General features: G+C 41.2%; 16 protein-coding genes, 1 pseudogene and 1 riboswitch. Of the genes and pseudogenes, 3 read left to right on the top strand and 14 right to left on the bottom strand.

The window, feature by feature from the left end; translation table 11 throughout:
* Positions 1 to 50: 50 nt before the first annotated feature.
* Together BLW60_RS11860 and BLW60_RS11855 are read right to left on the bottom strand one after the other, a co-directional pair.
* Positions 51 to 1,127, bottom strand: coding sequence for a hypothetical protein (locus BLW60_RS11860; protein WP_074717587.1), 1,077 nt, complete (start codon positions 1,125 to 1,127; stop codon positions 51 to 53).
* Entirely contained in the window at positions 1,102 to 1,845 is a 744-nt protein-coding gene (locus tag BLW60_RS11855) for an RNA polymerase sigma factor (protein ID WP_347496530.1), read from the bottom strand. Before BLW60_RS11855 ends, BLW60_RS11860 begins: the two co-directional genes overlap by 26 nt.
* Positions 1,846 to 2,275: 430 nt before the next feature.
* On the opposite strand from BLW60_RS11855, the gene BLW60_RS11850 reads away from it, so the two are divergent.
* A complete protein-coding gene (locus BLW60_RS11850; protein WP_074717585.1) occupies positions 2,276 to 3,991 on the top strand; it encodes a hypothetical protein in 1,716 nt (571 codons plus the stop codon).
* Between the two features lie 870 nt (positions 3,992 to 4,861).
* Here the strand turns inward: BLW60_RS11850 and BLW60_RS11840 are convergent.
* From BLW60_RS11840 to BLW60_RS11830, 3 genes and pseudogenes are all read right to left on the bottom strand, one after another.
* Entirely contained in the window at positions 4,862 to 6,133 is a 1,272-nt protein-coding gene (locus BLW60_RS11840; RefSeq protein ID WP_074717581.1) for a hypothetical protein, read from the bottom strand.
* On the bottom strand, positions 6,130 to 6,702 hold the full coding sequence (locus BLW60_RS11835; protein WP_074717579.1) for an RNA polymerase sigma factor: 573 nt from the start codon (positions 6,700 to 6,702) through the stop codon (positions 6,130 to 6,132). Before BLW60_RS11835 ends, BLW60_RS11840 begins: the two co-directional genes overlap by 4 nt.
* 220 nt (positions 6,703 to 6,922) lie before the next feature.
* Positions 6,923 to 8,116, bottom strand: a pseudogene (locus BLW60_RS11830) (glycoside hydrolase family 11 protein); the annotation flags it as partial.
* Between the two features lie 404 nt (positions 8,117 to 8,520).
* Between BLW60_RS11830 and BLW60_RS11825 the strand changes: the two are divergent.
* Complete coding sequence (locus tag BLW60_RS11825) at positions 8,521 to 9,159, top strand: hypothetical protein (protein WP_074717575.1); 639 nt, start codon at positions 8,521 to 8,523, stop codon at positions 9,157 to 9,159.
* Positions 9,160 to 9,237: 78 nt separating this feature from the next.
* Here the strand turns inward: BLW60_RS11825 and BLW60_RS11820 are convergent, their stop codons facing one another.
* Together BLW60_RS11820 and BLW60_RS11815 are read right to left on the bottom strand one after the other, a co-directional pair.
* Entirely contained in the window at positions 9,238 to 10,182 is a 945-nt protein-coding gene (locus BLW60_RS11820) for a flavodoxin family protein (protein WP_074717573.1), read from the bottom strand.
* Between the two features lie 329 nt (positions 10,183 to 10,511).
* Entirely contained in the window at positions 10,512 to 10,829 is a 318-nt protein-coding gene (locus BLW60_RS11815) for a hypothetical protein (protein ID WP_074717572.1), read from the bottom strand.
* Between the two features lie 82 nt (positions 10,830 to 10,911).
* Positions 10,912 to 10,996: riboswitch (SAM riboswitch) on the bottom strand.
* Between the two features lie 248 nt (positions 10,997 to 11,244).
* Between BLW60_RS11815 and BLW60_RS11810 the strand changes: the two genes are divergently transcribed.
* Positions 11,245 to 12,606: a flavodoxin family protein gene (locus BLW60_RS11810; protein ID WP_074717570.1), complete on the top strand. Its 1,362-nt coding sequence runs from the start codon at positions 11,245 to 11,247 to the stop codon at positions 12,604 to 12,606.
* A 132-nt stretch (positions 12,607 to 12,738) separates the two neighbouring features.
* On the opposite strand, the gene BLW60_RS11805 is transcribed toward BLW60_RS11810, so the two are convergent.
* The 7 genes from BLW60_RS11805 to iorA all read right to left on the bottom strand — a co-directional run bounded on the left by BLW60_RS11805 (position 12,739) and on the right by iorA (position 21,928).
* Positions 12,739 to 14,865: a hypothetical protein gene (locus BLW60_RS11805; protein WP_074717568.1), complete on the bottom strand. Its 2,127-nt coding sequence runs from the start codon at positions 14,863 to 14,865 to the stop codon at positions 12,739 to 12,741.
* Complete coding sequence (locus BLW60_RS11800) at positions 14,858 to 15,412, bottom strand: RNA polymerase sigma factor (RefSeq protein WP_074717566.1); 555 nt, start codon at positions 15,410 to 15,412, stop codon at positions 14,858 to 14,860. The genes BLW60_RS11805 and BLW60_RS11800 overlap by 8 nt, the downstream gene beginning before the upstream one ends.
* Before the next feature lie 482 nt (positions 15,413 to 15,894).
* A complete protein-coding gene (locus tag BLW60_RS11795) occupies positions 15,895 to 16,857 on the bottom strand; it encodes a TIGR03943 family putative permease subunit (protein WP_074717564.1) in 963 nt (320 codons plus the stop codon).
* Entirely contained in the window at positions 16,842 to 17,948 is a 1,107-nt protein-coding gene (locus tag BLW60_RS11790; RefSeq protein ID WP_074717562.1) for a CobW family GTP-binding protein, read from the bottom strand. The genes BLW60_RS11795 and BLW60_RS11790 overlap by 16 nt, the downstream gene beginning before the upstream one ends.
* 343 nt (positions 17,949 to 18,291) lie before the next feature.
* Positions 18,292 to 19,527 carry a phenylacetate--CoA ligase family protein gene (locus tag BLW60_RS11785; protein WP_074717560.1) on the bottom strand — a complete coding sequence of 412 codons (1,236 nt, stop codon included), beginning with the start codon at positions 19,525 to 19,527 and terminating at the stop codon, positions 18,292 to 18,294.
* A gap of 21 nt (positions 19,528 to 19,548) precedes the next feature.
* The gene (locus tag BLW60_RS11780; protein ID WP_074717558.1) at positions 19,549 to 20,121 is read right to left on the bottom strand and encodes an indolepyruvate oxidoreductase subunit beta; all 573 of its coding nucleotides are present in this window, start codon (positions 20,119 to 20,121) and stop codon (positions 19,549 to 19,551) included.
* Positions 20,114 to 21,928 carry an indolepyruvate ferredoxin oxidoreductase subunit alpha gene (iorA, locus tag BLW60_RS11775; RefSeq protein WP_074717556.1) on the bottom strand — a complete coding sequence of 605 codons (1,815 nt, stop codon included), beginning with the start codon at positions 21,926 to 21,928 and terminating at the stop codon, positions 20,114 to 20,116. Before iorA ends, BLW60_RS11780 begins: the two co-directional genes overlap by 8 nt.
* Positions 21,929 to 22,162: the final 234 nt, after the last annotated feature.

Below are 22,162 nucleotides of genomic sequence, written 5' to 3'. Positions count from 1 at the left end.
CTGCTTCTTGAAAGCAGCTGCCTTTTATTGTTATAGCTTACCACGTAGTATCAGTTTACCTTTTGGATATAGATATCATCGGCATCTAACGTATCACTACTTTTATCATAACTGAAAAATCCCACCATATCGATCACATCGCCTTCTTTCAGATCATAAATGTCATCATATTCCATTCCGTCGGTAAGATTTGTATACAAGAACCAGTTCCTGCCGTCCTCTGATATCTTATTGAAACCGTCTGCTTCTGCTATTTTCAGTCCTGTCACCTTTATCTTTATTATAGGCATATCTTCATATGTTTCGCCTGATGTCAGCATTGACGGATCAGCAAGTATATCCGCATAATCAAGTGCAGGTACAGAATCATCGTATTTCAGCTGACGCAGCTCTTTTTCTTTGTTTATAGGATCAGGGGCAGGTATTGGTGCTCCTCTGAACTCATCGGTAACAGGCTCGGTATACTCGCCGCTCACTTCATCATAAGAAGGAGGTTCTATCCACCTCTGCTCAGCTTCAAAATAACCGTCAAGATAATAGTAGATATTGCAGCTTTGGTCGTATGCAAAGCTGCATCTGTAGAATATTATGTCATCAACTTTGAACAAGCCTCTAAGGTCGTATTCTCCGTATATGAAGCTTACCTTATAGCCGTTGCTGAGTGTAACGGTATCGTAGTCTGCTTCAACTACTCTCGTATCCAACGCCACCATATAAACCCTCTTCATATTATCAGTAGGTCCTGTAACTATAGTTGTAGTTGGTTCGGTAACAGGTTCGGTAGTAACAATCTCTGTAGTAGTTGTCGTTTCTGTTTCTGTCTCAGATGTAGTCTCGGTGGTTATCTCCGATGTTGTGGTATGTACAGCAGTTGTTGTAACAGGCTGTGTGGTGATCTGTGTAGTCGCAGGCTCTTCATCTGTCCATACACTGCTTACAAACTTAGGTATCGACTTTATTGCATTGCTGATACTCTCATTCTGCATACACACAACCACAAGCACAGCAGCCGCACTTGTTGCAGCTAATGTATTGCGCTTTATTCTCATTGAGCGGCGTTTCTTCTCAGCCATGCGCTCCTCAGCTTTGCTAAAGACGCTTTCACTTACCTGAATATAATCCTTCATAGACAAAGCCCTCCTTCTCAAGCTGCGCTTTCATAGCCTTTTTTCCGCGGCAGACAAGATTTTCGACCTGTTTTTTTGTCTTTTTCATTACCTGAGCGGCTTCCTTTATGCTCAGCCCCTCGATATATACAAGATGCAATGCCTGTCCGTAATCCGTGTTTACTTTGCTGAGTGCTCTGTATAAAGCTATATTCTGCTCGCGCTGTATGTATGACCTTTCAAGATTTTCCTCATCTGAAACTTCATACAGCTCATCTATGGGAAGATCATAATTCTTTGAACGTTTTTTAAGATAATCATATGTAATATTTCTGCCGATAGCATAAAGCCATGTCTTAAAGGAGCTTTTTCCCGAATACTTAGGCTTTTTCATTATAAGCTCGACAAATGTCTCCTCCATAAGCTCCTCTGCTTCACAGATATTGCGTACCATACTGTTGATATATAATGAAAGACCGTCCTTGTACTCGCGGATAAGCTCGGTCATTCCGTCATTGTCACCTTTTATAAATCTGTCGTAATCGCTCGCGCCTTTATCGCTCTTTATCCTGTCAGCTGATGTGGCTTCAAAAAGCCTTTCAAGGACTGTAAGACAGCCTGACTGCAAAAATATATCCTGTACAGCAGCAAAAATATTACGATACAAAGCAGCTCCGCCGCTGTATGTTTTCAGATCTTTTCCAGGGAAGGCGATCTCGTTTTCAATAAATAAACTCACGCTCCTGCCTCCTATACATTATACCATTTATATATTAGTCTCATTTTTTTGAAAAAACACTCACCTTTCAAATATATTTTTTATTTTAAACTATTAAAGTTACTATGTAATTTAGCCCTTAGCCTTTAGCCGTTAGTTATTAGCCGAAGGCGACACATCAGGCTAACGGCTCAATCTTGTTCGATACCTTGCATTAAATGCCTATATACCTTGCTTTACACACTTTTTAAAAAAATCCGAAAAATTTTTTTGAAAAAAGTGAGTGTTTTTTCATTTTTCTCAGACTAATAAGTGTAAAGGTTTTAAAGCCGCATTTCTTATCTATAGATATTTTTGAGAGGACGCTCTCAAATTCTCCCCCCCAGATGCAGGCGTGATATTTTCAGATCATGTCCGCATAATTCTACCACATTCATAAGGAGGTATTATAATGAACATCAAAAGAAGTATAGCCGCTGTGCTTTCATGCGCTATGGCTCTTACTCCACAGATCACTGCGCCACTTTCTGCGAATGCCGCTGTTTCAAGTCCTTCAATAATTGTTGCGATCGGTGTAGATCCTCCTGATCCAAATGCTGAAGCACCCGTATCAAGCGGTATCGTGCTCCCGAGAGTCGAGCTTGATTACGAATGTGCAGAAATAGTTGACGCTTCCTATGAAGTCATCACTCTTGATGACGGCAAAAAGCTCTACGTTAACTGCGGCGAAAAGAAGCTCTATACAGGTATGTTCCAGAAGGGCAACAAGGTAAGTATATCAGGCGAATTCGCTTACAGTGAAGGTCAGGATCTCTACCTTAACTGCACAGGTGATATCAAACTCGTTCAGAGCGAAACCAAGGAAAACAAGGAGCTTGATACTAAGATCGCTGAATTACCGCACATTGAACTTGGTTCTTTCGGAACTTACGTTATTGATGCGGATAAGGATACTATCACCGTTGATAACGGTATGAAAGTATTCGTAAGCAGCGGTTTACAGAATTACACCGATATGTTCAAGGTAAACAATTACATCAGCCTTGAAGGTGAATACGCTTACGACAAGGAAACCGATATGTTCTATAACGTTGACAGCTATATCGGTCTATGCGACTACGTTATAGGATATAACGGCTACTCTGTTGAAGATGAGGACGGTAACTGGGTCGAGCAGGAAATAGTTACCACAACTACAAATGTAAATGACATCACTACTTGTCCTACAACTACAACTACTACTGCTCCTGAGTTAAGATACATCTCAGATGAAAAGCAGCCCGAAGGCAAATACCCTATCCATTTCTACGACTATACACTTTACAAGTTTGAGAGGGAAGTAACTGTAAAGGAAATAGACGCATTTGTTATCGTTGCCGATGATGGTACAAGATGGAGCTTTAGCACGGCTGACCATGATACCTATGAGCTCGGCAGAGGCGATGTTATAAAGGTTTCGGGATATTTCTTCTACTACGCAGGTATGGACGCTTTTGGTGCTTTTACAGGCGATTATGAAATAGTTTCCGAAAGCAATGATTACGAGAAATATGCAAAGATAGAGATCCCGGAGGATTTCAGCAAACACAGAATTATAGATAAAAGACTTGCTGCTGATCACATGATCCAGTATGCTCCCGAGTTAGAAGACGTTAAGATAATAGGCATAGAATACGATGATATCTACACAGTTGAGGGCGGATACAAATTCGCTTTCATGACAAATAACCCAGGGCTCGATGAGCTCAAGATAGGCACTCATATCAATATATCAGGCTGGTTTGAATATGATTCTTACTTCGGTTGGTACAGCGCAGCAGACTATCATACCCCTGAGGGAGAGGCAGGAAAATTCACTATCGTAAGACAGCCTGAAAAGGACGAATTTACCGATACTTCTGAATTCAAGCCTTTAAAGGTCAAGCTGTATGATCCTTTTGAAGAAGAGATCGAAGAAGAACCTGTTTCAACAGTTGAAGGCGATGCCAATATCGACGGCGGTAAGGATCTTTCTGATACTGTTATCATAATGCAGTCTCTGGCAAATCCAAACAAATACGAGCTCACTGAACAGGGCAAGAAAAATGCCGATGTTACAGGAAATAATGACGGCGTTACTCTTAATGACGCTCTCGCAATACAGATATCTCTTCTGTATAATGAATAAAGCTTTCATCATATCCCACATTCCTTGATACACTCCCCTTTGGCGCAGTTTAATTTCTCCGACTGTGCTGAGGGGGATTGTTGTTTTTTTCAGAGTATTATGCCCCTAATTACTATAATCGTATAATACAGACAGATTTGGACATCCTTTCTCTATATACAGACAAAAAAACACCAGATATTTCTATCGGGTGTTTAAATGATCTATCACTTTTTGATATTTGTCTCGAACTTTGCGCCTTCGTAGTCTTCCTTGATGGAATCTCTGAGCTTTTCAAGTGTCTCAAATCCGTCAAAGATGACATTTCCCTTCTTAAATCCTTCGCCGTATATCTCGCCGAAGAAAACATCACTGTCGGGAACTTCTATGGAAATTCCGCTGAAATCACTTCCCTTGCCGTTATCAGGTGTTATTACGTTCTTGAAAAGAGTGTAGTAATAATATGTAAATGTATTATCGTCCTTCTTAGCTTCGGTAGTCTTTTCCTTGTCCTCAGACTTTGTCGTTGTTTCAGTTTCTTCCTTCTTCTTATCGTCAGCAGCTGTTGTAGTTGTCTCTTCCTTTTTCTCCTCAGCCTTTGTGGTAGCTTCCTCGGCAGCCTACAAGTACAACTGCAAGCGGTAATACAGCTGCCATTTTCAAATTCATCTTTTTCATAAAACTCATACCTCTATATTCTTCGGACATATGTCCTTAATATCATAATATATTATAACAAACATTATTTTTTACGTCAATTGACAGTTTGTATCAATTTTCTGACAATATAAGACTTGTTTTATGTAGCACGAAAGGTGTTTTAAGTGTAAAATGTACTCGTTTATGACAAAATAAAACTCTCCCCCGACCTGAGCCGAAGGAGAGCTGCTGTTAATGTGTTATTTTTTGTGCGAAAACTGTTCCGTTTTCATCAAGGAAAAGTATCAGACAGCTTCCGTCATGTAAAAGATCACTGCAAGTACAAGTCATCCAGTTATTGTTGTTTACATAGTCATCGGTTATGATCTCTGTATCCTCGTAAAGCTCGTCGGTGTAATCCCATACAAACTTGCCTGTATAATCATACTCGCTCTTTGCATATTCCTTTGCATTTATATATGCTTCATTAGTGTCTATATCGTTAGTCTCAGATGGATGAATCAAAGAACCTGTCAAAGGTAATCCTGAATTGAGCTCTTCTTCTGAAAATTGACCTGTAAACTCAATAGATGTTAATATTTTCCATGCTCCGTCATCGTCCTTCTGGAATACTACATCAAGAACAGTTAGATCGTTTTCGCCAACACCATAACCATAATCGTCCTGTGCGGGAGTAACTCTCTCCCACTGGAATGAGTCTGAGCTTACGAAATACGCTTTTTCTGATATAGGCTCTATGTCTGAATGATCGGGTATCCAGCTTTTTAAATTCCTGTGAATGTATAATTCACCGCCCAGTTCAATGACATCAGGTATGTTTTCATCATTTGCCAGTACTGAAATATCATCGCCTTCTAATACTTTACAATAGAAATCTCTCGTCGGATCAATGAAATACTGGTTGTAGTACTCTATCAGGTCATTGTATGATGTGAAACGATCATCGCCGATCTTCTCATAAACAATGTCCTCATTAAAGTATGCTGAATTAAGTGTCACTGTCTCTCCGCTAAGATCTGTACGATCCATGGAAAGGAAATTATACGACTCTGATTCATAAAGTACGGGAAGAAGTCTGTCAAATGTCGCTTTCATCTCTTCTTCAGTAGGAAGAGCTTCTGCATCTGTCGTTGCTTCTGTGGTCTGAACTTCAGTTGTAACTGCTTCGGTCGTAGCTGCAACATTGTTCTGGTCATGATCATTGAACTGATTTACCTTAGTCCCGTTCAGTAATGTGAACATACCTACTCCGCCGGCAATGAATACAAGAGCTGCCGCAATGCTTAACGGTTTGTACCACATTGGTCTGCGGTACTGTTCAACACCGCGAACGCTTATTTCGTTTTCTGTTGTTTCTGAACCTCTCTGTAATTCTGCTAATTTTTTCTCGCTCATTGCAAGTATTCGCTTTTTAGTCTTTTTGTCATCTGACGAAAAAGGAACAAGTCTATCAATGATATCATCATCTGCTCTGTCAAGTATGCCAAGCTTAAGATCTTTCATATCATTTCCTCCTTTATACCTCTCTTAACAAGTATACTGCGAAGTTTTTCAACTGCTCTTTTGCATCGCATCCGCACTGTTGACGGTTTCATTGAAAGTAATTCTCCGATCTGCTGTGACCGTTTAGCATAATAGTACTTCTGTATTATTATGGTAGAATCGGGTTCTCCCAACAAATTGATGCTATCCATCAGTATACGCCTGAGTTCAGTCCTTTCACTTTCGCTTACAAGGTCTTCGTCCGAACTCAGTTCACGGCTCGTATCTTCGTCTATTGAAAATGTTTTATCAGTATGACGCATAAGACTCCTGTAATGGTCAATGCTGATCCGCTTAGCCACTACTCCTATAAATGGCTTCATGTCGCCGTTGTTATACTTTTCACCGAATGTAAAGAATATACGTGCAAATATATCACTGATACATTCCTCCACATCCTCATTCGTACCAACGCTCCTGAGCCTGTTATATGCTATTGCACGGACATAGCTGTAATATTCCTCAAACAGTTTCTCATGCGCTTTCTTCTGAGACTTTTCCAGAAGATCAAGATATTCGCCGCCTGTCATGCGGTACCCTCCTTTTTGTTTTTTGCAGTCATGACCTGTGTACCAGATCACAGCCGCTTAAAGCTTCCATGGTAGCTTTCACTCTATACAAACGTCAAGATGCAGCATTTCGTCACAAAAAATTTTTCAGGATTTTAAAACAGAAAGAGCCGACCACTGGGATCAGCTCCATAATCTGCGATTTATTGGTATTTATAGCTTATTCAGCTCCTGACACCTCATCAATATAAAAATCAGTAAGACTGTCGGGAGACTCTACATAGAGCTGTAGCATCTCTGCTCCCTCGGGGATAACATATGCATCATTTGAAAGTGTTACCCATTCGCCGCTCTTGGCTGTTACCAATGCCACCTCATCGTACTTTTCTGTACCGTCGTTGTACTGCATGGTCAGCTTCATCGTTACATCTTCGCCGCTTTTCTGCATTGCCTTTGCCGAGAATTTATACGCTTTGCCCGGCTTGTAGGTGTCACTGCTGAGCATTATGGCTGCACCGTTCCAGTTATCCGTTCTTCCGCTGACAAACAGCGACTGTTTTCCGTCAGATGCATTTTCCTTGTCAACAGTTACAAGTGAGCCGCCGCGTGGTATCCAGCCCTCAGCTCCCTTTTCAAAGCTTGTATCAAAGAAGCCTGCTTCAGTGGGATCCCCCTCTGAGACTGAGCTTTCAAGCTTAGCGATAGCGTCATAGTCAACTGTTACATCTATATCATTTGCCTCGGAATATGTTCCACCGACTTTCAGCTCATTCTTATATATAGCAGCCTTGCCCTGTGACTGATAGCCCTCTATGGTAAGTGCTACTTCATACATTTTTCCAAGCTCAAGTCCGCATTTTTTCCATGCATCGAAATGCTTGGATATTGATATAGTGCCTTCGATCTTATTGCCGCTGCTGTCAGGCTTTTTGCGCCTTACGCTCCAGTACTGGTCAAAGGTCTGAGTGCCGTCAATGGAAGGCTGTTCGTATCTTGTTGTCTTATATATATCATAAGTACCGCCGTCAACTGTAACTGTTCCCAGTGCAGCAGGTGCTCCGGGTGGTCTCCAGCTTCCCCATGATTCAACTATGTAATACTCTACAAGGGGCTCTCTTGTCCAGCCGTATACGCACATATATGAATTGCCCACAGGCTGATAGTCCACGCCGTAATCTATGGACATATTTCCAAGCTCCTGATAGGTCTTTGTGCAGTCGTACTTCTTTCCGCGGCGGAAAAGAGCGTTGTTTATATTCTCCCATTCGCACGAGAAATTACCGCCGCCCGACTCTACATTGAAGGTGGTATCACCCTCGTCCTTCCAGAGCTCGTAATCGTATCCGTCAGCAGTACCTGTAATATTCTCGTGGAATACCTGAGTCTTTCCGCTGTTTTCTTTATTATTCCGGCTACAGCCTGTGAATGTACTCATGATACAAGCAAATGCCGCAGCTATAGATATCTTTTTCAGAACATTTCTGATCATTCGGCAAATTACCTCGCTTTCTATTTCTGCTCATTAATTTGATTTTAACATATAGCATTATTTTTACAAGTCATTTTTTGCGGTGGGCAAGTCGAAATTTGCGGTAACACTTATGTTTTCCGACATAAATCTATACATTTAGAACACACTGTTATAATAATTTAACGCATATAAAGGAGTACATTAATTATACTCGTTTTAAATAACAGAAGATGATTTTTGTTGTACAAAACGCTGAAATCAAAAAAATAATGACACATTTTCTTTTTTTATGTCGTTTGTATGATATGAAAGCTGCGGTACATTTTTCGCGTACCTATAGCTAAATACAATAAATAGGAGATAATATTATGAAAAAAAGATTATTTTGTGTACTTATGATGACAATGCTGCTTTGCGGCTGCGGTGAGGAAGAAACTCATCAGAAGCAGAAACATTCTTCCACAGCTGCAACTACTGCCGCAGCTGCCGCTGAAGAGGCAACTACAGCTCCACAGGAGGCTGCTGAATCTGTAACTACTGCTGCTGATACAGCTGCCGCAGAAAATACAGACACAGAGACTGCAACAGCAGCCGATCAATCTGCCGAAACGACCGATGCTGCTTATGAGTCAGCAGGTTCACACGTTAATTTAGACACTAATGACCTTTTCGCAGGTCAGTTCTTCGATGAGAACAGCGATCTCACTATGGTCTTAGACAATATAGGAAACGGCTACAAGGTCAATATCTCATGCAAAGTATCCGATACACAAATAGATCACTGGTACCTTACAGGTCAGTTTGACGGAAGAGCTGTTCTTCACTATAACAATTGCTCAAAGTACATCGTTACTCTTGACGAGAATGGCATGACTTCCTCGACCGATACTGTCTATACCAACGGAACAGGCTATATCGCTATCTCCGAAAGAGGTGCAGACGATACCGGCTATGTATGGTCGGACGATGTCGATAACGCAGGCAGTGGAGCTTTCTTTAAAAAGTAAGCTTTTCTGAATATAATATAGTAATGGACAAACGGCAGAGTTTCAATGGCTCTGCCGTTTGTCTTGGTTTTACACTTATCAGATCCCTTTGAAGGTTATCTTTTTGTATTTTTCAAGCTTTTGAGCGACCTCTGCACGGGCATTTGGATCCATGAAAAATCCGCCCTGTACCTCGGCTATCTCATCGCAGTGTATTCCTCTGCCTTCCTCGGTAGTTCTGTCACGCTCAAGTCCGTTTGGAGCTATTACGAATTTCCACTTTCCGTCAGGAGTCTTTTCAAGATCGCCGCCTGCTCCGCATACGGTACACTCGATAGGGTACCGGAGTCCCTTCCACTGAACATCACCTAAGCACAGGCTGTTGCTGTGACAGTTAGGACACCAGCCTGCGTCGGGATCACCCAGCCACTTTCTTTCAGCAGCAGGTGTATTCAGTGCCTTCATTACATTCTGTCCTATCTCTCTTGCACGTGCAAGCTTCTCCTCGTGAAGAAGTACCTGTGCAGGTGCAGGGACAGCCGTAGCCATATACATATCAACTACCTTGAAGCTGTTTGTAACTGTGGTTATCTGCATACATTCAAGAGCAAGCGACTGCCATGAACGATAAGAACCGCCTACAGATATAAGTGCGCCTACACGGTCACGTGGCTCGATAGCACCGATCTGTGTAAGGAATGCCGACTCATATGCTAAATTTCTGTGCATGAATTTAAGGAACAATGATGAGGGCATAAGCGCATATGTAGGTGCAGCAAATATAACTGCGTCCTGATTGAGCATTACCTGCATTATCTTGTCCTTATCATCTTTATTTTTCAGTGAACAGCCGGTGTTCTTTCCCATTGACATTCCCATAGTACATGAAGTACAGCCTGTACAGTCAAGGAGATCATAGTCCTTTAAATTTATCATTGTGATCTCAGCACCCATTTCCTGACAGACCATAAGTGCTTCTTTAAGAAGTATCTCGCAATTACTGTCTTTACGACCGGCAGTTACGCCCATTACTGTAAATCCCATAATAAAAACTCCTTTTCAAATAAAATAAATACCGTATTTCTGCTATGAATGGGTGGACTACGGTAATCTCCCTTTTCGGTTCTACATTTGCCTATTTATATTCTTTCTTTTAATTATTATACTTTATTTTTTATAAAAAATCAATAGTTTTACAGTGTTAAATCTCACAATATTTCATCAAAAAATTCGTGATTGTTTAAACTTGAAGTATTCGGTGGATTATGCTATAATATTTATTGTAGGGGCAAAGCAGCTCTGCAAAACGACACAATAATTATACATAAAGTTATCAAGCTCTGCGGCAGTATCACCGCAGAGCTTTTCTCATATCAGCATATCATTTTACCCTTGAAATGGGGAACATTGCAGATAATATCCTCTTCTCCGTCTATTATCTTCCTCAGATCATACTTTACAGGTACTCCTTCCGTGCTGCCGAATGACATACACCATATAAATACAGGTACGTGTCCCATTTCCCTATTGCTGTGTACAGCGATAACATAACCGAATTTCCACTTTTCACGGGGCATTTCACCGAAGCAGAAGTCTTTCGCAAGTTCAAGGAAGTCCTGCCAAAGCTCCTCACTGTCGATGTAAAACCATACCTTTTCCTCAGTTCCCAGTAATTCTTTGATAGTACGCATATCCATACTCTCCTTAAAAATTATTCCATAAGAGTACAAAAGCGACCCCATCGTCACGACAGGATCGCTCATCAGCAGTATTATCCCATCGTTCAAGCTTTAGCACCTTACTATCGCAGGTTGCTGTGCGGTCAACGGGCTTGTCCCTCACGCACTCTTTATGGTACCTATATTATATCGCATCGTTCGTTAAAAATCAAGATGTACAATGAAAAGTTTTTGTTTTTTTCGCAGCAGATCTTTACAGCTGCCTTTGGCATTATATTAAAAACAAATTACCGAAATAATATTTATATGACCTTTTTTCGGCACGATCATTGCTGTATACCATTTATTATGGTATAATGAATAATACAGATATATATTATTGCATCATCACAATACTACAACAAAGCAAAGAAAGCAGGAATTAATTATGAAAATATGTGTTCTAAACTGTTCGCCTAAAAAAGATCTATCGATCACACTACAAACTATTCTTTACCTAAAAAAATGGTATCAGGAAAAGCTCAATGAAGATGAGTTCGAGATCATTCCCGCATTCAGCGGAACAGTGACCGAAAATATCGAAGAAGCTGTAAAAAAATCTGAACTCATCATCATGTCAGGTGCTGTGTTCCATTTCGATGTACATAGCAGTATGGGAGAATTACTTGATGTGCTGTCTGATAATTATCATGACATGATAAAAGACAAGCCTGTTACCTTTCTGTCCACTTCAGGTATGCTGGGCGATACTATGGCTCATAACAGATTTGAACTATGGGCAAAAAGGAATGGTCTGAAATACATCAACAGCCTGAGTCTGGAAAGTATGGAGATACTCTCCCCTACAGGCCGTGAAGAGCTGTTTTGCTGGTTCAAGTATACAAAGGCAATGGCAGAATACTATAAAAGCAGAACTATGCCAAAAGCAAAAATCAAGGGCAGAGTAGTTTTAATGGATACCTGCGAAAAAGAGATCACTAAGATCACTTCCGCAATAAAAGCTGCAAAACAGAGATTTGAAGCCAGCGGCTTTGAAACTGAGGTCATTACTTTAAGAGAAAAGGATATCCGCCACTGTACAGGCTGCCAATGCTGTTTCAGCAACAGGACCTGTGTCTTTAACGATGACTGGGAAAAAACATTTGAAAAGCTGTATCTCAATACAGATATGATAGTGTTCTTCGGAGAACTGCACTATGCAACTCTCGGCAACTGCTACAAAACATTCCTCGAAAGACACGCTTGTCTTGGACGTTCGGGAATTGAAGACGAAGTAATAAAATCATACTTCTTTATACTTGACGACAAGTACGACAGAGAAGATATTTCCGCATTCAAGATCAACTGCGAGACCTTCGACGGCTTGAACTGCTCTTATCTGAGTGATGTCTGCGAAATTGATGATAACGAGAAAATGCAGGAGCTGTACGATAAAATGACAATTGCTTATAACTCCGATATCATGCCGCAGAACGGCTTCCTGAAAAACGGTATCAGAACAGGCTTTGCCAAAGTTGCAGCAAGTGTAAAAAACCGCTGTCCGGGTGATTACAGTTACTTTAAAAATTTAGGCTGTTATGATACTATTCAGGCAAGTCCTCATATTCAGTGGCTGGACAATGCGGAAGATGCAAAAAAGGACAGAGAAGCAAGACTTATCCCGTTTAAAATGACCTTATCCCACCTCGAGGACCTTCCTGCTATCACAGAAAGAAGAAAATTCAAAAGCCTTTCTGTCATAGAAAGACAGAGAGCTGCCGCAAGAGGCACTGAGATATATAATCATTAATAAGCTGAACTATTACAGCAAAAGTTTTTCGCAAAATATAGCGGCTCACTTAAAGTGAGCCGCTGTTTTTTACGTTTTGAACTGATAAACGAAAGTATCATGTTATACGCGAAAAAGCCATGTTACAACAGATCATTCCATCTGTCTTTTATATTGTTCTTCCTCATCTGCCTTCATGCTTTCATATAGCTGTCCAACATCTTCCATAGTGAAATCAGGCGAGTCGAACTCATAATCATCAAGCTTGAATATGGTTTTATAGCTCGGACCAATGTTTTCATAAGATATAAGCTGTCCTCTTTCAGTCAGGATAATACGTGTGTAAAAGCCGTCTGTTGCTCCATGTGAATATAATTCGATCTTTCCGTTGCTTTCCGTGATCTGATAATTATTCTGTTTAGCAGAATTATATTCATTAAAGCCTCTCGGTGTAAGACTTTTCTCTAAACTCTTACACAGATAGGCATAATTATCGGGCAGAGGAATTGAACTTCCGCTGCTGTATCTGTATGTTCCAACGCGGTCTATGTTACCCGTTTCTTTTTCTACAGTTCTGTAAGCAGCGTTATCATGCCCGTTCATTATGAGCTCTATGGTGTTTTCTTTTTCCTGATAGAAAAGATGTCCGTCACCTTTCATGTACAGCTTTTCATTCTTAGCGTCATAGCTCATATATCCGTCAATTATTTGATCTTCATCTCCATAGGTTTTTTCAAACGTAAAATGGCCTCTGAGGTTATCGTAATTTGTCATGCCGCTGCATATCTTTTCGGCGATCTCTGATTCTTTCTCCATGATCAGATATTTGTCAAATATCGCTGCAAACTTTTCAGCATCGCTTTCATTTTTCAGTTTAAAGCGACCTGCTGTACTAATTATATAACCTAACGGATAAAAGGAGCCTGTTCCACCAAAACTATTTTCTGTAATTCCAAAATTATAAGCTCCTTTTAAGTTCATCATGCCATGATCATAAAAATATGCTTTTTCATCTATCTCAAGACTATCACAGGTCACCCATTCAAAAGATGCTATCTCATTGATAAAGCTCTCTCCGTCATTCAAAGTATAATAACGGGCTGTAGTCTCATAGTTTTCTCTTCCCTGAGGTACATAGTCAGGTCCGCTGCGCCATTGCGCCAATGTACCGGTGGTTAATTCCTGTAATGCATTTTTTATATCTTCGCTTGATACATCACTGCTATCCACAGCATATCCAAGCACGGATCTTATCTCAGCTGCAAGCTTTTCACTTTCATCTTCGTACTTCAGCTTATAGCAGCCATAAGGATCAGGATCGTTACCTACTGCCATAAGATATCCATTTTCTGATATTCTGATACCCATATCATACCAGTCGTAATATTCAAATTCACTTTCTTTTATCTTTACCCATTCAAAATTCATTAAAGCATCAGTGAGAGCTTCTTTATCTGTGATGCTGTATTTTTTTATCTCACATTCCTCTGCACTCTGCCACGGATAATACACTACCTTGCCATCGCATTTTTCCAAATGATTGGTAACAAAGTTCTCTATTTCTTCTTGTGATACCTTGTTCATAGCTTCCACAGTATCGCTGTCTGCAACGTTAAGCGCCTCTTCAAACAGCTTTTCAAATACATCCTTGCCGTAATAGTAACTTTCTATGTTCGGAGGTGTCATTACTGCATTTTCGTCTCCATTTGTTTCCTGCCAGAAACCGTATCCGTTCTCACGCAGAGAAAAATCATACTTCTTTCCGCTCTTATCATCACTGAATGTAAAAAGAACACATCTGAAAGAATTCGGGTATTCTTCAACTTTTTTTACGCCCTCAATGCTGTCTAAATATTCAAATAATTTGTCCTTGTAATCGTTTGCTTCTCTTACAAAGCTAATTTCCGCTGATGAATAATTACATACATATTCATTCATATCGTAGGAATCTTTATTTTCCTTTACCGTTTCATATATCGAAGCATAATCGTTCTCAATTTCTTCGTTTACAACAGGCTTATCCTTCATCTTATTGAAATGATATATCCCGCCGCCTACAGCTCCTAAAACTATGACCAGTGAAGCTGCAATGCCAAGGCACTTTTTCCAGATATTTCTGTGATATACATCAACACCTGAAACGACAGCTGAGTTCTCATCTTCGCTGAAAGAAACTTTAGTATCGTCGGCTTCTGTCTTGCCTGTATACGGAGTATCGGCTTCCTTTACGAGATCTTCGTCTATCATGCTCATAGCTTTCATAAAGTTATTATTATTCATAGTCATATCCCTCCTTCTTCAGAAATACTTTCAGTTTTTTCCTTGTTCTAAAAAGATAGGTGCTGACTGTACTCTCGTTCAGTGAAAAGCGTTTTGCGATCTCTGCCACCGAATCACCATAAGTATAGCGGCGCACAAAAATTCTGCGCTGAAGTTCGTCCTGTGTGCGCAGAAAACGGCTGATAGCATCTGCAAGTTCGGACAGTGTGATATTATCGTCAGCATCGGCAGGTACACACTCGGATATTTCATCGAGAGATACCGTGTAGCGGCTGTCACGTTTTGCAGCAGAGTTGTACTCAAGCCTGTTTATCGCAATATTTCTTACGACGCTGCATAAATAGCTTTTAAGATCGTTTGGCTTTGCAGGCGGGATACTGTCCCATATCTCATAACAGGCGGAATTCACACATTCTTCAACGTCCTCGTGCTGAGAAAGAACGTTTCCTGCGATATATGTACAAAGCCTTTCGTACTTCTGACGCAGTTCATTGATAGCGGATTGATCTCGTTTTTGTAATAATTCAATTATTGATACATCATCCATATAATTGCCTCCTTTCATGAGGAGCTTTCGTCCTCTGCTTATATAGACAGGATTTAGCAGGAGAATATCTCAACATTCGCAAAAAAATTTTGAAATTTTTGAAAAATCGTTCTTTCTCTCAAATTACAGCAGTTCATAATACTTTGATTATATCATAAAAGCGAAGCGTTATGATATAATTGCCCGATATGCAGGGAGCAAATCTATGATTTGCGTATCTGCAAGGGCTTTAAATAAAATATAATGAATGCATTTGCATTCATTATATCATAAACAGTCCTGCCTTTTCAATAGACAGGCATATCAATGGAATACACTGGCGATCATAATAAAATATCAGTAAAACACGAAAAGGCACTTATGATAATTCATAAGTGCCTTTTCATAAGGAATGGAATATATTGCACAGAAAGATCTGCATAATGAAAAAAGCGTATTTGAAATAATAGTTGATGAACTATTACCGCAATCGACAATACTTATTATAAAAATGACGCAATCGCTCTTTCAGGCGGTTCACATTCATATAGATCAACTATTCTCAGAAGAGGTATATCAATATTTTCAGTCTCATGGTGCTGTACTGTTATATCAGCAGTTACAGTTACCCATTTCTCGCTTTGTACGTTGTAATATTGGTTGTATAAAGAAACGAACCAGCAGAATTTCATATCAGCTTCGCAGCAGATCATTATATAGCGTCCAACTGCAAAAACATTATTTGGAAGCTCAGGACGTGAAGATATGATCGCCTTGAATTTCACTGTCTTACCGTTATATTTCTTCGCATCGTTCATAATGTCGCTGTACCATATTGCATAATCAGTATCCTTTATGACTATGGTCGGAGCTTCAATATCAAATGGCAGCGGATCTTCTATATCATCAACGATCATCATTCCGTTATCGGCTTCGTAATATATCTCTGATCTTCTGTTGATGGAGCGTATGATCTTATGAAGTTCATTGACATCGGCTCTTTTAGCATAACGATTGAAGATAACAACATCGCTGACGTTGACCTTGTCGATAACCAGACTTCCAAAGTTTTGCAAGTATATCTGAAATGTGGACGCATCGGCAATGAATACCGTCTTGAATATCTTCCAGCTCTCGGGCTTGTTAAGAAGCAAGTCCGTTAGATGCCACATACCGTTGTATTCGATCATTATTTTATCTGCGTCACATTCGTCCGACAGCTTCAGAAGCAGCTGTTCGTCAAGCTCGGACTTATCCTCAATTGTACGAAGTCTAATGCTTTTACCGTCGAATCGTGATATATCGTACTCTTCTATCCCCTCTTCACAGATCACAAGAAGAATATTTTCGTCGATCCCGAAACGTTTATTGGATATCGTTTCCTGAATAAACTTCGTTTTGCCCCCTTCAAGAAAACCAAGAAAAAGATATACGGGTATCGCCTTGCTGCTCATATTGTAAGGCATCTTTCAAGCTTTGCAAGGATATCCGCTTTTTTATAGCCCTTTCCGATGAATACAAGCTGATTGATACGGTCTCCGTAGACCTCATGCCAGTCGTCTTTCAGATCAGGATAATTCTCGAACATAGTGTCCAGCTCCTCCTTAGGGCAAGCTGCAAGCCACTCGTTAAGCTCCGTAACACTGGCGTTTCTGCCAGCCTGTTCAAAGAGCTGTATATGTACGTCATCATCTGCGAACCAAACATAGCCCTTTGTACGGATAAGCTCCTTGGGATATTCGTCAACTAAGTCCATGAATTTATCACGGTCGAAAGGACGAGCCTCCTCAAAAACAAATGAGGTTATACCATACTCGTCCATGCAGGCTTCTTTATCTGTAGGCTCGTTGGTGTTGAGAGCGCGCTGTACCGATGATGAAGCAAGTACTGCATGATAGTCGAATTCTTTTCCGTGCATGATCTTTTCTGTATCGACTTCACTGTTGATACAGGGGATAATCTCCGCTTCTGACTGTATATCGCGGATAGCCTTTGTTACTTCTTCTATCTGCTGAGCACTGAGCAGGTCTGTTTTGTTGAGGATAATAAGGTTGCAGAACTCTATCTGGTCGATAATAAGGTTGATAATGTCGCCTTCCTCGGTATCGTTCTCCATTGAGATCTCGCGCAGAAATTCATTATATATACGGTCAGCATCGACAACAGATACAACTGAGCTGAGGTATACATTGGTGTCGGGGTTATCCTCTGTATAAACAACGAAAGATGCTGCGATATTTGAGGGTTCGCTTATTCCCGAAGCCTCTACGAAAACAGCTTCTATATCGGGGAGCTTAGATATACGCTCGATCTCTGCAATGAACTCGTCTCTGAGAGTGCAGCATATGCAGCCGTTCTGGAGCTCGACCATTTCAACGGAAGATATTCGGTCACGGTTTTTATTGAGGAGAGCAGCGTCTATGTTGACGCTGCCCATATCATTTACGATAAGTGCTATCTTACGCTGTTCCTGTTTCAGAAGGTTCTGCATAAGAGTAGTCTTTCCCGAACCAAGATAGCCTGTGATAAGTATAACGGGGATCTTTTTATTATTCATTCTGTACCTCATTTCATAACGCCTGCAAGAACACCGCAGTTCTTTTCTTAAACATGGGATAAGAACCTCTGAATTGAATGATATATATTATTTGTGTCCTGTAACGATAAATTATCATTCAATTCAGACGTTCTATTTCTTCACTTCTTTCTAATTCGAAAATGATTATCAATTTCATTTTGACATTGATTATTATATCATAACTGTTTTGAATGTCAATACTTTCACATGATTTTTCACATACTTTTCACAATTGAGAATGATTATCAAATTCAAACATAAAAAAGCAGCTCTGAGAAAGCAATAGGCTCACTCAGAACTGCTAAGGTATTATTTACTGATATCAGTCATAACGCTCGTCGATAACGCGGGCTGTCTTTTTCATACTTCTCGGAAGCACACCGATCTCAACGATCTTTACTATAGGTGTAAAGCCGATACGGCTTTTAACCTTTTCAGCTATGCGGCTGCTGAGAGATGCCCAGTCGTGATCGCCGCTTGCTTCAACGTATATACGCATAGTATCCTTACCGTCAAGGTGAGAGATACGTATCTGATACTCGCTGGAGATCTCATCGAATGAACCGATGACCTCTTCTATCTGGCTCGGGAACACATTTACGCCCTTTATTTTCATCATGTCGTCAGTACGTCCCATGATAACATCAATTCTCGGATAGCAGCGTCCGCACTTGCACTTTCCTGGAACTATCCTTGAAAGGTCATGTGTACGGTAGCGGATAAGAGGAGCTCCCTCCTTAACGAGTGTGGTGATAACTATTTCACCTATTTCGCCGTCAGGAACATTCTTTCCTGTTGCAGGATCAATTATTTCAAGATAGAGGAAATCGTCCCAGTAGTGCATAGCTGTCTCACCCGGGCAGTTTATGCCTATACCCGGTCCGTAGATCTCGGTAAGTCCATAGATATCGAAAAGCTCGATACCAAGCTCATTATGGATACGCTCACGCATCTTGTCGCTCCAACGCTCAGAGCCGATAACACCTTTTTTGAGGTGTATTTTATCCTTTATACCACGCTTTTCTATCTCCTCTGCAAGAAGAAGTGCATAGGAAGATGTCGAGCAGAGTACAGTACTTTTCATATCCTGCATCATCTGGAGCTGTTTATCGGTATTTCCGGGGCCCATAGGTATTACCATAGCTCCAAGCTTTTCTGCACCGTTCTGGAAGCCTATACCAGCTGTCCAAAGTCCATAGCCGGGAGTTATCTGTATACGGTCCATATTTGTTATGCCTGCTGTTTCGTAGCAGCGCTTGAACATTATTGCCCAGTCGTCAACGTCTTTGGCTGTATATGGGATAATAACAGGTGTACCTGTTGTGCCTGATGATGAATGTATACGGACTATCTCCTCCTCGGGAGCTGTCATAAGTCCCAGCGGATAAGCCTCACGAAGGTCGCTTTTTTCAGAAAAAGGAAGTTTTTCAAAGTCCTCTGCCGAGTGTATCCCTGTTATACCTGCCTCCTTGAGCTTCTTTCCATAGAAACTGCCAGCCTTTACAAGTGCTTGTATACGATCGTTTACAAGTTCGATCTGTTTTTCTGATATCTGCACAGTATATCATTCCTTTCGTAATTATACATTATGTCTGAGAGCCTTTTCGTTGAGTTCAACGAACTGAGGCTTAACATTCCTCTTCATTGCTTCAACAGCATCATCTATTGTGAACGGTAAGATACCGCTCCTTATGGCTTCACCAAGCATTACCATATTGAGTACCTTTGGAGAACCCAATTCACGGCATACATTGTCACCGTCAACTGCCATAACATTGTCAGTATATTTTCTGAGATAGTCGAGCATCTCTGTTCCGTTATAGTCTGATGCTTTAAGTGAAGCTGTAACAGGCATTATCGGGTGCGTATTCACGATGACTGTTCCGCCGTCTCTGAGATAAGGCAGCATACGTACAGCCTCCGCAGGTTCAAAAGCGATCATAATATCAGCCTGCTTCTGACCGAACATAGGACAGTATATACCTTCACCGATACGCAGGAAGCTGAAAACGCTTCCGCCTTTCTGAGCCATACCGATAGTCTCGGCACTCATTATCTGCATACCTTTTTCCATAGCACATGAAGCCGTGAGCTTTGATGTAAGGACGATACCCTGTCCGCCCACTCCGCAGAGAAGAATATTTTTATTCATTTCGCTCACCTCCGATAGCATTTACGGGGCATACCTGACTGCAAAGTCCGCAGCCTGTACATAACGAGCCGTCTATCTTTACACTGCCGTCGGATATGACGATACCGGGACATCCGAGGCTGTTTATACATTTCTTGCAGCCGATACACTTATCACTGTCAATAACAAAAGGCTTTTCGGGCTTGATAAGTACAGCGCAGGGCGACTTGAAAATAATAGCCTTAACGCCTTTTTCATCAGCAACACGTCGTACTGTTTCAATAGCCTTATCCAGTTCGAGAGGGTTCACGGTCTCCACAGTTTTAAGACCTATTCCGCGCAGAACGGCTTCGATATTGACTTTATCAACGACCTGTCCCATCATTGTTCTTCCCGTACCTGGGTGAGGCTGATGACCTGTCATTGCGGTTGTGGAGTTATCCAACACGATGAGAGTCATATCTGCCTGATTATATACTGCATTTACAGCACCTGTTATAGCTGAGGCAAAGAAAGTTGAATCGCCCACAAATGCGAAACAGCTCGTATCGGGCTCTATCTTGCCGATACCCTGAGTTATATTCACGCCTGCGCCCATGCAGAGACAGGTATCGACCATATCGAGGGGCATTGCGTTTCCGAGAGTGTAGCAGCCTATATCGCCGCAGAATACGGACTTTTTGCCTTTCATCGCCTGTTTTACGGCATAGAAGCTTGCTCTGTGAGGACAACCTGCGCAAAGTACAGGCGGACGTACAGGCAGTTCGGGAGCAGCAGGAAGTTCAGCAGGAGCTTTTTTCTCCCAGCCCATAAACTCTGCAATATCATCAGCAACACTGTCGCAGGTGTTCTCTCCTGCATTTCTCACATTTCCTGTCAGCTTTCCGAGTATTTTTGTACTGAGGTGATACTTGCCGCATACGTATGTAAGCTCACGCTCGATGACAGGATCAAGCTCCTCGATACAAAGCACCTCATCAAGTCCCTCTAAGAACTTCACAGCAGCCTGCTCTGGGAACGGGAAAGGCGTTGAGACCTTTAATACTTTCGGCGAATTCTTATCGGCTATAGCTTCCTGTACGTAAGTAAAGCTGATACCATGTGAAGCTATTCCCTTACGGCAGTTTGTATCAGAAGCAGGTATTATCCTGTTGCGGCTGTACTCAGAAAAGACCTGTGAGAGCTCAACGTTGCGCTTCTCTATGTGCATATGAGCATTATAGGAAAGACGCGGAAAAATTACCCACTTTGATGAATCCTTGACAAAACCTTCGGGAGTGTTCTTTATACATTCACTATCGTCCTTTACTTCGATAGAAGCATAACCATGACAGACTCTTGTGGTAGGTCTGAACAGTACGGGAGTATGGTATTTTTCGGAATACTCAAATGCCTCCTGTATCATATCATACGCTTCCTGAACAGATGAAGGATCAAAACACGGCAGCTTGGAGAATGCTGCAAAATGACGTGTATCCTGTTCTGTCTGAGATGAGATAGGACCCGGATCATCTGCTACCATTATGACCATTCCGCCTTTTACACCGATATATGCAAGGCTCATCAGCGGATCAGACGCAACATTAAGTCCGACTTGCTTCATAGTTACCATTGAACGGGCACCGCAGTAGGCTGCGCCTGCTCCCAGCTCAAGAGCAGCTTTTTCGTTGACAGACCATTCAACGTAGATACTTCCGTTGTTTATTTTTGCTGTTGTTTCAAGTACTTCCGTAGAAGGTGTACCGGGATAGCCGCTTATAACATTAAGACCTGCGGCAGCAGCTCCGCGGGCAATAGCGGCATTTCCCATAAGAAATTCCTTATGCATTTTAACCTCCTTGATATATTAACTATATATAAAATATGACTTTACACCTAAAGATTATTATAGCATTATACCGATAAAAAGTCAATGACTTGGTGAAATGGAAGGATCATGATATAAGAAGTGTGGCACTGCCCCTTTTTCGCGTCAAAATATCAAAAAATCCGAACTTTTATGCCGTGCACGTTGCTATTTCCGAGCTTTTATGATATAATGAATGCATAAGCATTCATTATA

The sequence above is a fragment of the Ruminococcus flavefaciens genome, assembly GCF_900108555.1.
GTDB classification, from domain to species: Bacteria; Bacillota; Clostridia; order Oscillospirales; family Ruminococcaceae; genus Ruminococcus; species Ruminococcus flavefaciens_P.
Note: the sequence above shows the minus strand (reverse complement) of the source record. Positions and strands in the feature narration are given on the sequence as shown.